12 protein-coding genes and 1 tRNA gene are annotated in these 14,410 nt (G+C 66.4%); 5 read left to right on the forward strand and 8 right to left on the reverse strand.

All coding sequences use genetic code 11. The features are described from left to right. Positions 1 to 11: 11 nt before the first annotated feature. A complete protein-coding gene (locus WG901_RS09865; RefSeq protein WP_339586898.1) occupies positions 12 to 1,235 on the forward strand; it encodes an NAD(P)/FAD-dependent oxidoreductase in 1,224 nt (407 codons plus the stop codon). A gap of 31 nt (positions 1,236 to 1,266) precedes the next feature. Here WG901_RS09865 and WG901_RS09870 read toward each other — a convergent pair whose 3' ends face one another. Continuing rightward, positions 1,267 to 1,962: a lysozyme inhibitor LprI family protein gene (locus tag WG901_RS09870; protein WP_339586899.1), complete on the reverse strand. Its 696-nt coding sequence runs from the start codon at positions 1,960 to 1,962 to the stop codon at positions 1,267 to 1,269. Between the two features lie 19 nt (positions 1,963 to 1,981). After that, positions 1,982 to 3,064: a tRNA epoxyqueuosine(34) reductase QueG gene (gene queG / locus WG901_RS09875; protein ID WP_417602671.1), complete on the reverse strand. Its 1,083-nt coding sequence runs from the start codon at positions 3,062 to 3,064 to the stop codon at positions 1,982 to 1,984. A gap of 46 nt (positions 3,065 to 3,110) precedes the next feature. Here queG and WG901_RS09880 point away from each other — a divergent pair, with 46 nt between their 5' ends. The 3 genes from WG901_RS09880 to msrB are packed head-to-tail and all read left to right on the forward strand — an operon-like array spanning position 3,111 to position 5,882. Beyond that, complete coding sequence (locus WG901_RS09880; RefSeq protein WP_339586900.1) at positions 3,111 to 4,100, forward strand: ABC transporter ATP-binding protein; 990 nt, start codon at positions 3,111 to 3,113, stop codon at positions 4,098 to 4,100. After that, complete coding sequence (locus tag WG901_RS09885) at positions 4,097 to 5,338, forward strand: ABC transporter permease (protein ID WP_339586901.1); 1,242 nt, start codon at positions 4,097 to 4,099, stop codon at positions 5,336 to 5,338. Before WG901_RS09880 ends, WG901_RS09885 begins: the two co-directional genes overlap by 4 nt. 52 nt (positions 5,339 to 5,390) lie before the next feature. Beyond that, the gene (gene msrB / locus WG901_RS09890) at positions 5,391 to 5,882 is read left to right on the forward strand and encodes a peptide-methionine (R)-S-oxide reductase MsrB (RefSeq protein ID WP_339586902.1); all 492 of its coding nucleotides are present in this window, start codon (positions 5,391 to 5,393) and stop codon (positions 5,880 to 5,882) included. Positions 5,883 to 5,889: 7 nt separating this feature from the next. On the opposite strand, the gene WG901_RS09895 is transcribed toward msrB, so the two are convergent. The 4 genes from WG901_RS09895 to WG901_RS09910 form a co-directional block, all read right to left on the reverse strand. Next, entirely contained in the window at positions 5,890 to 6,552 is a 663-nt protein-coding gene (locus WG901_RS09895; RefSeq protein ID WP_339586903.1) for a PilZ domain-containing protein, read from the reverse strand. A gap of 190 nt (positions 6,553 to 6,742) precedes the next feature. Continuing rightward, positions 6,743 to 9,256: a TonB-dependent receptor gene (locus tag WG901_RS09900; protein WP_339586904.1), complete on the reverse strand. Its 2,514-nt coding sequence runs from the start codon at positions 9,254 to 9,256 to the stop codon at positions 6,743 to 6,745. Between the two features lie 97 nt (positions 9,257 to 9,353). Next, a tRNA-Leu gene (locus tag WG901_RS09905) sits at positions 9,354 to 9,438 on the reverse strand. Between the two features lie 61 nt (positions 9,439 to 9,499). Then, positions 9,500 to 9,781 carry an integration host factor subunit beta gene (locus WG901_RS09910; RefSeq protein WP_339586905.1) on the reverse strand — a complete coding sequence of 94 codons (282 nt, stop codon included), beginning with the start codon at positions 9,779 to 9,781 and terminating at the stop codon, positions 9,500 to 9,502. A 300-nt stretch (positions 9,782 to 10,081) separates the two neighbouring features. Between WG901_RS09910 and WG901_RS09915 the strand changes: the two genes are divergently transcribed. Then, entirely contained in the window at positions 10,082 to 11,728 is a 1,647-nt protein-coding gene (locus tag WG901_RS09915) for a peptide MFS transporter (protein ID WP_339586906.1), read from the forward strand. Between the two features lie 43 nt (positions 11,729 to 11,771). Here the strand turns inward: WG901_RS09915 and rnk are convergent, their stop codons facing one another. Both rnk and dxs read right to left on the reverse strand, forming a co-directional pair. After that, a complete protein-coding gene (gene rnk, locus WG901_RS09920; protein WP_339586907.1) occupies positions 11,772 to 12,179 on the reverse strand; it encodes a nucleoside diphosphate kinase regulator in 408 nt (135 codons plus the stop codon). A gap of 214 nt (positions 12,180 to 12,393) precedes the next feature. Further along, positions 12,394 to 14,316, reverse strand: coding sequence for a 1-deoxy-D-xylulose-5-phosphate synthase (gene dxs / locus WG901_RS09925; protein ID WP_339586908.1), 1,923 nt, complete (start codon positions 14,314 to 14,316; stop codon positions 12,394 to 12,396). Between the last annotated feature and the right edge of the window lie 94 nt (positions 14,317 to 14,410).

Below are 14,410 nucleotides of genomic sequence, written 5' to 3' on the forward strand. Positions count from 1 at the left end.
ATCGAGCGGGCATGGATCAAGCAGACGTCGTCATCGTGGGTGCGGGTCATGGCGGGGCGCAGTGCGCCATCGCACTGCGCCAGGGGGGGTTCACCGGGTCGGTCGTGATGATCGGGCGCGAGCCCGAGCCGCCCTACGAGCGACCGCCGCTGTCGAAGGAATACTTCGCGCGCGAGAAAACCTTCGACCGACTCTACATCCGTCCGCCAGCCTTCTGGGAAGAGAAGGACGTCCATCTCCATCTCAACACCGAAGTCACCGCGGTCGATCCCGCGGCCAAGCAGGTCACGCTCTCGAACGGCAAGACGCTGGGCTACGGCAAGCTCGTCTGGGCGACCGGCGGCGATCCGCGGCGCCTCTCGTGCCCGGGCTCGGACCTCGCCGGCCTGCACCCCGTGCGCACGCGCGCCGACTGCGACCAGCTGATGGGCGAGATCGACGGCGGCGTGAAGAACATCGTCGTCATCGGCGGCGGCTATATCGGCCTCGAGGCCGCGGCCGTGCTGACCAAGCTCGGCTGCAATGTCACCTTGCTCGAAGCTCTGCCGCGCGTGCTGGCACGCGTCGCCGGCGAAGAGCTCTCGGCATTTTACGAAAAGGAGCACCGCGATCACGGCGTGGACCTGCGCACCGGCGTGGCAGTCGAGGGCCTGGTCGGTGAAGGCCGGGTCAACGGGGTCAAGCTCGCCGACGGTACCGTGCTTCCTGCCGACGCGGTGATCGTCGGCATCGGCATCGTCCCCGCGGTCGGCGCGCTGATTGCCGCCGGCGCTTCGGGCGGCAACGGCGTCGACATCGACGAATATTGCCGGACCTCGCTGCCGGACGTCTATGCCATCGGCGACTGCGCGGCTTTCGCGGTCGAATATGCCGCGGGCACGGTGATGCGTGTCGAATCGGTGCAGAACGCCAACGATCAGGCGACCTGCGTCGCCAAGGCGATCCTCGGCGACGAGAAGCCCTACAAGGCCTTCCCCTGGTTCTGGTCGAACCAGTATGACCTGCGCCTGCAGACCGCGGGGCTCTCGGTCGGCTTCGACCAGACCGTGCTGCGCGGCAATCCCGACGATCGCTCGTTCTCGGTGGTCTACCTCAAGGGCGGCAAGGTCATCGCGCTCGACTGCGTCAACATGGTCAAGGACTATGTCCAGGGCCGCAAGCTGGTCGAGGCGGGCGCGAGCCCCGACCTCGCCCAGCTCGCTGACGCCTCGGTTCCGCTCAAGGAACTGCTGTAATCCCGCCGCCCCCGCTCAGGCGGGGGCACGGTCAGAACAGCTCCAACTGATAGTCGGCCAGGGTCTGCTTCAGATCGCGGCGATAGCTGCCCGCATAGCTGTGCCCGTCGCAGGCGCCCGTCTGGGTCACCGCGATCGCCAGCGGCGTCGGCACGAGCCGCAGCGTGCAGGCCTTGGGCAGCGGCGCGCCGTTGGCGTCGCCCATCTTTGCGACCATCGCATTCGGCCCGTCCCACAGCGCCGCGCGCTCCTCGTCGAGCGAGGTGACGTTGCGATCGGGCAGCTTGAACACGCGCAGCGCATAGCCGTTGGCCCGGCGCGGCGTGAGCAGCAGCTTGCGGCCATCGGCGGCGAGGTAGACGCCGCTGTGAACGTAGGTGCCGCTTTCGACGTCTTCGGTCCGGTGCAGCATTTCCGCGCGGATGCAATCGCGGTCGTCGAGCGTGCAGCCGCCGTTGTCATCGACGCCGATCGCGCGGAAGGCGCTGAGCCAGGCCGCCTGGTCGCGGCGCACATAGGCGGCGATCGCACCGTTCCACACGGTCAGTGCGGAGGCATAGGCGGTCGCAATCCGTCCGTCGTACTCGCGCATCTGCGGATCGGCGCAGATGATCTTGTCGAGCCGCGTCGTCGCCTTGCTACAGTCGATCCCGCGTGCCTGCGCCGCGGGCGCCAGCAGAGCGGCACCGATGGCCAGCACGAAACCCATTGCCACGCGTGATGTCATGTCCCCGCTCCCCCGGTGATCAGGCGCCCGTCATAGCCGCAAGCCGCGCAAAGGCCCAGTCCGCCGCTTCGGCGACGACGGGATCAGGATCGGCGCGCAGTCCCGCGACCACGTCGCGCAGACCCGCATCCCCGCTGTTGCCCGCGGCGATCAGGCAATTGCGCACGAAGCGGTCGCGGCCCACGCGTTTGATCGGCGAGCCCGAGAACAGCGCGCGGAAGCCCGCATCGTCGAGCGCGAGCAGTTCGGCCAGCCGCGGCGCGACGAGTTCGGCGCGCGGGAGGAACTGGCGCATTGCGTGGGCCTCGTCGGCGAACTTGTTCCACGGGCAGGCGGCCAGGCAGTCGTCGCAGCCGTAGATGCGGTTGCCGAGCGCTTCGCGGAATTCCTCGGGGATCGGGCCTTTGTGCTCGATCGTCAGATAGGAGATGCAGCGCCGCGCATCGAGCCGGTAGGGTGCGGGAAAGGCCTGGGTCGGGCAGGCGTCCTGGCAAGCCCGACACGAGCCGCAGCGGTCCTCGCCGGGTTCGTCGAGCGGCAGTTCGAGCGTCGTGTAGATCGCGCCGAGGAACAACCACGATCCGTGGTCGCGGCTGACCAGATTGGTGTGCTTGCCCTGCCAGCCAAGCCCCGCCGCCTCGCCCAGCGGCTTTTCCATGACCGGCGCGGTATCGACGAACACCTTGACGCCGACGTCGCCCAGCCCGCGCTTCTTCCCGGCCTCCACCAGCCAGCGCGCCAGCGCCTTGAGCGCCTTCTTGACGACGTCGTGGTAGTCCTTGCCTTGCGCATAGACCGAAATCCGGGCGCGATCGGGATAGGCCGCGAGCACCGTGGGATCGGTCGCCGGGGCATAGCTCATGCCCAAGCCGATCACCCGCTGCGCCTCGGGCCAGAGCCCCTGCGGCGAGCGGCGGTGGTGCGCGCGCGCCTCCATCCAGTCCATCGAGCCGTGCATCCCCTCGGCCAGCCAGTCGTCGAACCGCAGCGCGGTGCGCGCGTTCTCGCTCGCGGGTGCGACGCCGAATGCCGCAAAGCCCAGCCGCGCGGCTTCGGCGGCCAGGTCGGCGCGCAGGGCAGCAATGACTTCGGGGTTAACCAATGTCCGTCAGGTTCCTATTCACAGCCGCGGATTTATCGCACAGGCTATGAAGATGGACCTAGGGGATCAGGGCTTGGCGGGCAACGCAGCAGCCGGCGGCAGACCGCTCGCCATCGAGGCCCGCGGGCTGATCAAGCGATTCGACCATTTCACCGCGGTCGACGGGGTGGACCTGGCCGTGCCCGAAGGCGCGATCTACGGCATTCTCGGCCCCAACGGCGCGGGCAAGACCACGACCCTGCGCATGCTGTTGGGCATCATCGATCCCGACGCCGGCCTGCGCCGCATTCTCGGCGCCGAGCGGCCGCACGACGTCGCCCACGCGATCGGCTACCTGCCCGAAGAGCGCGGGCTCTATCCGGCGATGAAGGCCTATGAGGCGATCGCCTTTGTCGGCGCGCTGCGTGGGCTGCCGCTGGCCGAAGGCCGCAAACGCGGCAAGGCGCTGCTCGAGGAGCACGGCCTCGGCTATGCGATCGACCGCCAGATCCGCCAGCTCTCGAAAGGCATGGCACAGCAGGTGCAGATCCTCGGCACTCTGGTCCACGAACCGCGGCTGGTTATCTTCGACGAACCCTTCTCGGGCCTCGACGCGCTCAACCAGGGTAAGCTCGAGAAGATGATCCGCGGGCTCGCCGAAAAGGGCACGACGGTGATCTTCTCGACCCACGTCATCGCCCATGCCGAACGCCTCTGCGATGAGGTCGCGATCATCGCCGGCGGCCGCGTGCCTTTTGCCGGCCCGGTCGACCTGGCGCGCGATCGCATCCGCCCGCAGGTGCGGCTGGAGACGCGCGCAGAAGACGGTGCCTGGCGCACCGCCCTGCCCGCGGACGCGCGTCGCGAAGGCCGGTTCTGGAACTTCACCCTGCCCGAGAGCGGCATCGAGCCGCTGCTGCGCGCGCTGATCGAGGGCGAGGCAGGTATCCTCTCGCTGTCGATCGAGCGCGCCGGCCTGCACGACGCCTTCGTCGCCATCGCCGGCGAGGCCGCGGCACGCGCGCTCGAAGAAGGCGAAACGGAGGAACGCGCATGACCAGCCGTGCCGTAGGCCGCCTCTCGACCTTCGCCGCCGCGCTCGTCATCGCGCGGCGCGACTTCACCGCGATCCTGTTCAGCCGGAGCTTCATCTTCTTCCTGCTCGGGCCGTTGTTCCCCGTGCTTGTGGGCGTGCTCGCCGGCGGCATTGGCCAGAAGGTCCAGGAGAGCGCCGCGCAACCCGTGCTCGGCATCGCGATGCAGACGGCCGACGCCGATGCGATGATCGCGGCACGGACCGCGCTCGATCCGCGCATCGGCGCCAGCCTGCCCGAATTCGTCGTGGTCCGACGGCTCGCGCCGGACGAGGCCTTCGATCCGGGCGAAGCGCTCAAGGGCACGGGCGCCAATCTCGCGGCGATCGCCAGCGGTTCGCCCGCGGCGCTGGTGCTGACAGGTCCCAAGGAGCGCATCGAGTGGTGGCAGGGGCCGGTCTCGATCGTCGCGGCCCAGGCGCTCGGGCGCGGGCCGAAGACCTATCCGAGCGTCACGCTCGCGAGCACGCAGACGACCACGACCGCCGACAAGACCGACACGCGCATGCGCACGGCCCAGGCCGGGCAGACCCTGCTGTTCCTGCTGACGATGCTGCTGGCGGGCATGGTCCTGTCGAACCTGGTCGAGGAGAAGGGCAACAAGATCATCGAGATCCTGGCCGCGGCGATCCCGATGGACGCGGTGTTCTTCGGCAAGCTCTTCGCCATGCTCGGGGTCTCGCTCGTCGGCATCGGCGTCTGGGGCGTGACCGGTGGTGCGGTACTCCTCGCCGGCGGCCAATCGCTCGAAAGCCTGGCCGATCCGGCGGTTGGTTGGCCGCTGTTCCTGACGCTGGGCGCGGTCTACTTCGCCATGGCCTATCTGCTGATCGGCTCGGTCTTCCTCGCGATCGGCTCGATGGCGACGACCGTGCGCGAGGTGCAGACTCTGTCGATGCCCGCGACGATGCTGCAGCTCTTCGTCTTCTTCTTCGCGACCTATGCGATGACGCGTCCGGGCTCGCCGATCGAGCTTGCCGCAGTGCTCGTGCCGTTCTCCTCGCCCTTCGCGATGCTCGCGCGCGCGGCGCAAGACGGTGCGGTCTGGCCGCATCTCGCCGCGATCGGCTGGCAGGTACTGTGGGTTGTCCTGCTCGTGCGCATGGGCTCGCGCCTGTTCCGCAAGCGCGTGATGAAGTCGGGGCCGCAGGGGAGCAAGCCCGGGCGGCGGCGCCTGTTCACGCGAAAGACGCGCGCCTGAGCTGGCCAGCACGGGCATTGACGATCGCCGGTGGGCGACCGATCTTGGTGGAATGCAAACCGCCCTTCCGCGCCGCCGCTTCCTGACCTGGCTATCGGCCTCGGCGGCGCTTCCCGCGCTCGCCGCCTGCGGCAGCGATCCAGCCGCGGCCGCGGCTTTTCCGGTCAGCTACAGCGATGCCGAATGGCGCCGCCGACTGACTCCCGCGCAGTACCACGTGCTGCGCGAGCACGGCACCGAGAGACCAGGGACGTCACCGCTACTCAAAGAACATCGGCGCGGGAGCTTCGTCTGCGCCGCGGACGGCCATCCGCTGTTCGCTTCCAACACCAAGTTCGAAAGCGGTACCGGCTGGCCGAGCTTCTATCGACCGCTGGCGGGGGGCATCGGCACGACCCGCGACCGCACTTTGGGCATGATCCGCACCGAAGTGCATTGCGCGCGCTGCGGCGGGCACCTGGGCCACGTCTTCGACGACGGCCCCGCGCCGACGGGCCTGCGCTATTGCATGAACGGCGTGGCGATGCAGTTCCGCCCCGCCTGAGCCGGCATCAGGCGATCCGGCGCGCGATCGCCGACGGTGACGGCGCGATCGACCGACTGACCGGCTGGAGCTGCGCCGCGAGCTTGGCCAGCTCTTCGAACGTGAAGACCTGCTGGAAGACCAGGCCATAGGCCGTGGCCGAACGCCAGGCCACGTTGCAGACGATCGAAGGGAAGCCCTTGGCCGATATCCGCACCTTCTGGCGGATCGCCAGGGGCAGTTCGCTCTCGATCCGCGCGCCCTCACGCGAGAGATCGCGGATCATGGCCTCGCCGCTGTTGCCGTCGACCTCGAGCTTCGCGGGAAACTCGAGCCGCAGACGCAGCGAGCGCTTGGGATAGGGGCTGGCTTCGGCGATGAAGTCCTTGACCTCGATCCAGTCGGCAAAGCGGAAGCCGGCGTGATCGCCGCCCTCCCACACCCGCTCCAGATCGAAGCGCTCGCCCGACGACAGCTCGAGCGAGAAGGCCTGGATCGCCGGTAGCGGATGGAACGTGCGCAGGCGCACGCCGCTCGCCGAGACGTCGCGGATGATGCAGAGGTATTCGCCGTGCTCGCAGAGCAGCTTTGCGCTGCGGATCAGCAGCGTGAAGCGCGGCGCGGCGCGCAGATCCTCGACCGAGACCTGCCGCGGCTGCCCGCTTTCCTGATTGGCCCGCACTTCGTCCATTCCGCACCTGATGGCTGTCCGAACGGTGCGGAGACGGGCACCGTCGTGACTGATTTCAAACCGAAGGATATGCGATACGACCTAATGTCTTATTAAGACTGACTTCAGGACTTGAGCGGACCGGACAAAAGAAGAAGGGTCCGGCAGCATCAAAGCCACCGGACCCTCAAAACAACTACGACGGTTGGGATCAGAACTTGTAGCCGACCGTACCACCGAAGGTCAGCGGCTCGCCGATAGGCGCATAGGTACGCGTGGTCGGTCGGTAATGGACCTTGTAGATCTTGTTCGTCAGGTTGTTACCCCAGACACGCACATAGAAGTGGTCGGTCGGATCGGTCCAAGTGACCGATGCGTTGACCAGGGCATAGGCGCCCTGCCGCGCGCGCTGCTCGTTCGCGCGGGCGAGATAGGGCTGGCCCGCAGCGCCCGCAGCCGTGAAGATCTGCTGGTTGTTCGGAGCGATGTTGCCCCCGCCCGCGGCGGCCAGGCGCGCCGTGTACGAGGCATCGGTCTCACCACCCCAGATCGAGGCATCGGTCACGACGTAGCTCGTGGTGTACTTGAGGTTGGCCGCGAAGGTCAGCCCGCCTTCGCCTTGTGGCACCTTGTACTCGAGCCCGACGAAGCCCGAGAAATCCGGAGCACGCACCATCTGCATGCCCGAAATGTCCTGCCAGGCCGGCGGAATGAACACGTTGGTCATGCCGCGGAGCGGATCGGCCGAATTGGGGAAGGCCGGCACGGCCGCCGGGTTGACGGAAGTACCGCGATAATAGGCGCCGTCGCCATAGCGCGCATGCAGCCAGGTGGCGCCGGCGTTAATCTTGAATTCCGGCGTCACGTTGAAGCTGAAGTTGCCCTCAATACCCTTGATCCTGGCCTCGGGAATGCTCTGCAGCAGAACGCCGGTGACGCCGTTGACGAACTGGACCGAGCTGACCTGGAGATCATGATACTTGTAATAGAAGCCGGCGAGATCGAAGCTGTAATTGCTGCCCGCGCCCTTGATGCCGACTTCGAAGGCGTCGATCGTTTCCTGGCCGATCTGACCAAATTGCCTCCAGGTGGCGGCATTGTCGAACGGAATGACGCCGTTCCATTCGCCGGCCTTGAAGCCCTGCGAATAGCTGGCGTAGACGTTCGTCCGCGGCGCGATCTCATAGCGGATCGAAGCACGCGGCGTGAACTTGCTATACGTCGATCCGTTGGCCGCGTTGTAGTTCTGCCCGCGCGTAGCGCCGAACGGAATGGTGATCGCCGTGGCGCCGAGCGCTGCGCAGCCCGTCAGCACGGCGCAGTACGACGTCTTTACGGCCGTGATGTCCTGCGTTTCCTTGCTGTAGCGGCCACCCACATTGACGCTGAGCTTGTCGCTCACGCGGAAGGTCGCGTCGAGGAACAGCGCGAATGCCTCTTTCTTGCGCGCATAGTCGCTGGTCGAGGCGAGGCGGTAGGCCGAAAACGGCGTGCCCGGACCCGAGGTGGCCGTGTTCGGGAACACGTAGTTGGCGTTCTCTCGTCCCTTCCCGAACTTCTCCTTGTTCTGGAAGTAGGTGCCGCCAATGATCAGGTCGAGATTCTCGATGGCGTCGATCGTGAAGTCGACGTTTTCCTGCCAGGTATCCTCGTAGATCAGAGAATCCGAGATCGTATCGTTGGCAACGCCGGTGAGACCGAAGGCGCTGTAGCGGCCATCGGAATCGTAGGTCGTGACGAGCGTCGAGTGCTGGTAGCCGGTGACCGAGCGCAACGTGCCGATCCCCGTATCCAGTTCCAGCTTGAGCGATCCCTCGTGCTGCTTGAAGTCGAGCACGGCCGCATCTTCGGAAACCTCGCCCAGGTTTCGCGGGGTGAAGCCCGCCGTCAGATTCTCAAACGGCGTGAAGAAGGCACCGCGCGGGTCATTCGCCCGCGTGTAATTGTAGGCAAGCGTGGCCGTCAGCGCGCCCAGATCACCCTTGAGCTTGGCCCTGACCGATTCCTGCTCGAGCCCGAACGTGCGACCGTCGGTCTTCGTCACGTCGGTGAGGCTGACCTTTTTGTAGTAGCCGTCGGTCTTGCGATAAGTGCCCGCGATGCTGAAGCCGACGTTCTCGCTGAGCGGTCCCGAAATGTAGCCGCGTGCGCGCCGATCGTCGAAGCGGCCGTAGGTCACCTCGAGATTGCCCTTCATGTCGCTGGTCGGATCGAGCGTATCGAGCAGGATCGCACCGCCGGTGGCATTGCGGCCGTAGAGCGCACCTTGTGGCCCCTTCAGGACCTGGATGCTCTGAACGTTGGGCAGATCCATGTTCAGAATCTGCGGCGTGATCTGATAGAGCCCGTCGACCCACAGCGCGACGTTGTTCTCATAGGATCCGGAGTTCGTCGTGGTGACGCCGCGGATCGCCGGCTGCGGATAGGTACCGCTGTTGTTGAGCGAAAAGCCCGAGGTCACGTTCTGCAGGTCGCGAACGCTGTTGACGCCGAGCTGGCTCAGAGTCTCGGGCGTGACGACGGTAACCGTCATCGGCACGTCCTCGACCGCTTCCGCACGGCGCTGCGCGGTGACGACGATCGTGTTGTTGTCGACGCTGGCCTCCGCCGCCGCCTGAGCCCAGGCGGGACTCGCAGCCAGAGGTGCCAGCGCAGTCGCGCCGAGCATGGCAGCCAGGCGCAGCCCGCGCCGAGATTCGAATGTCTTGCTGTTATATGTTTTCATTGCATCCTCCCCTTCTTCGTCATTCGATTACGTCGAATTCTCCTTGCGCACGGGCTCGCACGCGCAATCGCGCGGGATTCGAGACCCGATACTGATCTGGTGCGGACGGCGGGACTCGAACCCGCACTGGGATACCCAAGCGGATTTTAAGTCCGCTGCGTCTACCATTCCGCCACGTCCGCGGGGCGCTGCGACGCCGTCTCTCGCAGACGGGCGGGCCGGTAGCAACCGTCCACTATCGGCTCACCCGACGTTCAGGCGAGCGCGCATTTCCTTACCTGGCTTGAAATAGGGTACCCGCTTCTCGGGCACCTCGACCGTGTCGCCGGTGCGCGGATTGCGGCCCTTGCGGGCTTCGCGCTGGCGCGTCGAGAAGGCGCCGAAGCCACGCAGCTCGACCCGGCCGCCTTGCGCGAGGCTGTCGGTCACCTCATCGAAAAAGGTATCGACCGCGCGCTCGACGTCTTCGATGCGCAGTTCGGGATTCTCCTTGGCCAAGGCCTGCAGAAGCTCGGATCGGATCATAAGATGAGTACCCCTTAACCGTGACCCGGACCTTCCGACGAAGATCCTCTGCGCGAACGGCCATCCCCGCCATTCTCGTGCCAGGACAAAATGCCACTTCGGTGTCGTATTCGCAATACGGAAAGCTGGAACACGGAAGTTAAGTCACCCAATTTTACCGTTGCGTATCATTTCGCTGGCGTGCGCGAGCATGAGAACGCCGTTTTCGGCTCAGCGCGCTTTTCTCGCGCGGAAACTGGGGCTATCCTGCATGATTGCTGCCCATCGAAGGACCGTGCCGCCTATGAAGCTTTCGCGCCGATGAAGCCGATTTCCCTGTGGAACGAAGGCGATTGGATCGCCGCCATCGGTGCCTTCGCCCTGTTCGCCTTCCTCGGCATCGGCGCGATGATCGCGACGCGCAAGAGCGAGGAGTTCGTCGGCCACCCCCGCGGGCTGTTCGTGCTGTTCTACGCCGAGATGTGGGAACGCTTCTCCTACTACGGCATGCGCGCGCTGCTGATCCTCTATCTGACCAAGTTCTGGCTGTTCGGCGACGGCAAGTCGAACCTGATCTACGGCGCCTATACCAGTCTGGTCTACATCACCCCCGTGCTCGGCGGCTATCTGGCCGACCGCTATCTGGGCCAGCGCAAGGCCGTGGTCTTCGGTGGCGCGCTGCTCGCACTGGGCCACCTGTTCATGGCGGTCGAGGGGATGCACGGCGTCACCGATCCGCTGGTCAAGCAGGCCGATCCGGCGATCAACGTGTTCTGGCTGGCCCTCGCGCTGATCTGCGTCGGCTCGGGCTTTCTCAAGGCCAACATCTCGGTCATCGTCGGCCAGCTCTATGGCCTGCGCGACACACGCCGCGACGCTGCCTACACGATCTTCTACATGGGCGTGAACGTCGGCGCCGCGCTCGGCACGATCCTCGTCGGCTATCTGGGCGAGACGATCGGCTGGTCCTGGGGCTTCGGCCTCGCCGGCATCGGCATGGTGCTGGGCCTGATCATCTTCATGATCGGCAAGCCCGCGCTTAAGGGCCAGGGCGAGCCGCCCAAGCCGTTGGTCGGCAGCCGCGAATGGACACTCTACGGCGTCGGTGCGGGCGCCGTGGCGGTGATCTGGTTCCTGATCCAGTATCAGGGCGTGATCCAGAACCTGCTGATCGTCAGCGGCATCGCGATGCTCGGCTACACGCTTTACGAGGCGTTCAAACTCCCCAAGGAGCCGCGCGAGCGCATGTTCGCGATTCTGTTCCTGATTGCGCTCAACCCGATCTTCTGGGGCCTGTTCGAGCAGGCCGGCGGCTCGTTGAGCCTTTACACCGATCGTTTCGTCGATCGCCAGGGCGTGCCGACCAGCCTGTTCCAGTCGATCAACCCGATCTACATCGTGATCTTTGGGCCGATCTTCGCGGCGCTGTGGCAGTGGCTGGGCCGTAAGGGACTCGAACCTTCGGCTCCGGCCAAGTTCGGCCTCGCGCTGATCCAGGTCGGACTTTCGTTCCTCGTCTTCGTCTGGGGCGCGCGCGCAGTCGGCCTCGAGACGATGACTCCGGTAATCTTCGTGTTCCTGATCTACCTGCTGGCGACCACGGGCGAGCTCTGCCTCTCGCCGGTCGGCCTGTCGGCAATGACCCGGCTCGCGCCGCTGCACCTGGGCAGCTTCATCATGGGCGCCTGGTTCTACATGACCGCGGTGGGCAATTTCGTCGCGGGCAAGATCGGCGAAGCCACCGGCGGCGAAAGCGGCGAGATGTCGAAGGAACTGACCCTGGGCATCTACGAGAAGATCGGCTGGACCACGATCGTCGTCGCCGTCGTGGTGCTGGTGCTCTCTCGCTGGGTGAAGCGATGGATGCACCTCGACACGCTCGAGGATCGCGTGACGCCGGCGGATCAGGCGAACGTGCCGGGCGGCGGCGAGGGCGAGCCGGCGGTGGTCGGCCTGCCCAAGGTCTGAGGCGACCGGGGGCGCCCGCCCCCGACCGGCCAGCCATCGTGCCTCAGGCCGGCGGCTGACTTACCGCGACGATCGTCAGCCGCCGCTCGTGCCCGTCGCGATCGGGCCAGACGATCGACTGGCCCATGCCCAGCCCGATCAGCCCGGCGCCGACCGGCGTCAGGATCGAGATACGACCCGCGGCAATGTCCGCTTCGCGCGGAAAAACGATCCGCACGCAGCGCTCGGCGCCGCTGGCCTCGTCGATGAAGCTCACCTCGGCGTTCATCGTCACCACCTCGGGCGCGATCGTCGCGCGCGGGTGGAGCGTGGCACGGCTGATCTCCTCGATGAGCATCGCACTCACGTCGGGAAGCCGGTCCTCGATGCCGAGCGCGAGATTGGAGAGCGTCTCGGCTTCGCTGTCGATCATATGTATCGGCGGCCGCGGCGCGGCCTGGTCGTTCGTCATGCCTGAATACCTTCCGGAGAGCGCGCGATCACGCGCGCGGGGATCGCTGGTCACCCCGGGCTCGGGGCGCAAGGCTCCGGAACCCGGGGCTAGATGCCCGCGAGAAGCTGCCCCCCATGGAAGCGGAAACGGCTGGTAACGACCGGGTTCGGCATAGCGTGATGATGGGACGCGACAGGCGCGGAGTCAAACGAGCCGATAGCGGCTCGCCGGCTCACGCCCGCGCTTCGCTGACCCCAGCGCTGTTGTGGCGCAGCGCCTTGAGCACGGTATCGACGATCTGCGGCGCGTTGAGGCCCGCGGTGTCGTACTGCTTGTCCGGGCTGTCGTGATCCTGGAACACATCCGGCAACCGCATGGTGCGGATCTTGAGGCCGGCGTCGGTCAGCCCCTCGTCGCTGGCCATGGTCAGCACGTGGGCGCCGAGGCCCCCGATCGCGCCTTCCTCGATCGTGACCACCACCTCGTGCGTGGCAATCAGCTTGCGGATCAGTTCGTCGTCGAGCGGTTTGACGAAACGCAGATCGGCAACCGTTGTCGACAGCCCCTTGGCCTCGAGCTGGTCGGCCGCCTTGAGCGCTTCGGCCAGGCGCGTGCCGAGCGAGAGCAGCGCGATCTTGCTGCCCTGCCGCACCACCCGGCCCTTGCCGATCGCGAGCCGTTCAGGATTTTCGGGCAGCGGTACGCCGGTGCCGTTGCCGCGCGGATAGCGGAAGGCAATCGGGCCCGAATCGTGGCAGGCCGCTGTATGCGTCATGTGCACGAGCTCGGCCTCGTCGGCCGCGGCCATGACCACCATGTTCGGCAGGCTGGCGAGATAGGTCACGTCGAACGAGCCCGCGTGAGTCGCGCCGTCGGCGCCAACCAGGCCGGCGCGATCGATGGCGAAGCGCACGGGCAGGTTCTGGATCGCGACGTCGTGGACCACCTGGTCGTAAGCGCGCTGCAGGAAGGTCGAATAGATTGCGCAGAACGGGCGCATGCCCTGTGCGGCGAGACCCGCGGCGAAAGTCACCGCGTGCTGCTCGGCAATGCCGACGTCGAACGCGCGATCGGGGAAGGTCTGGCCGAACTTGTCGAGCCCGGTGCCCGAAGGCATCGCCGCAGTGATCGCGCAGACCGTGCTGTCGCGCGTCGCCTCGGCGATCAGCGCCTGGGCGAACACATTGGTGTAGCTTGGCGGACCGGCCGCGCCCTTGGCTTGCTCGCCGGTGACGACGTTGAACTTCTGCACGCCGTGATACTTGTCGGCGCTTTCCTCGGCCGGGGCATAGCCCTTGCCCTTGGTGGTGACGACGTGGATCAGGCACGGGCCTTCAGCGGCATCGCGCACGTTCTCGAGCACCGGGATCAACTGGTCGAGGTTGTGGCCGTCGATCGGGCCGACATAGTAGAAGCCCAGCTCCTCGAAGAAGGTGCCGCCCATGGCCATGCCGCGCGCGAATTCATCGGTCTTCTTGGCGGCGCGGTGCAGCGGCTCGGGCAGCTTGCGCGAGATGCGCCGCGCGAGATCGCGGATGCCGAGGAACTGGCGCGAGGAGACCAGCTTGGCCAGATAGGCCGAAAGCCCGCCGACCGGCGGCGCGATCGACATGTCGTTGTCGTTGAGGATCACGACGAGGCGGTTGCCGGCCTGCTTGGCGTTGTTCATCGCCTCGTAGGCCATGCCCGCGCTCATCGCGCCGTCGCCGATCACGGCGATGCCGCGGCCCGGCGTGCCCGCGAGCTTGTTGGCCACGGCGAAGCCCAGCGCGGCCGAGATCGAGGTCGAGCTGTGCGCCGCGCCGAACGGATCGTATTCGCTCTCGCTGCGCTTGGTGAAGCCCGAAAGCCCGCCACCCTGACGCAGGGTGCGGATGCGATCCCGGCGGCCGGTGATGATTTTGTGCGGATAGGCCTGGTGGCCGACGTCCCAGATCAGCCGGTCGGCCGGCGTGTTGAAGACGTAGTGGATCGCGACGGTCAGTTCGACCACCCCGAGCCCCGAGCCGAGGTGTCCGCCGGTCTGGCCGACGGCGGAAATCGTCTCCAAACGGAGCTCGTCGGCGACCTGGCGCAACTGCTCGGGCGCGAGCTTGCGCAGGTCGTCGGGGTTATCGATCGTGTCGAGCAGCGGCGTAGCCGGATCGGCGGTCATTGAAAGGCCCTTACACCCTCGATTATCTGGTGTCGATTGAGGCCTTACGCAATATTACCAGTCGCCTGCAAAGGTGCAGAGCCAGGGGGAAATG

Source organism: Novosphingobium anseongense (assembly GCF_037482895.1).
Classification (GTDB): Bacteria; Pseudomonadota; Alphaproteobacteria; order Sphingomonadales; family Sphingomonadaceae; genus Novosphingobium; species Novosphingobium anseongense.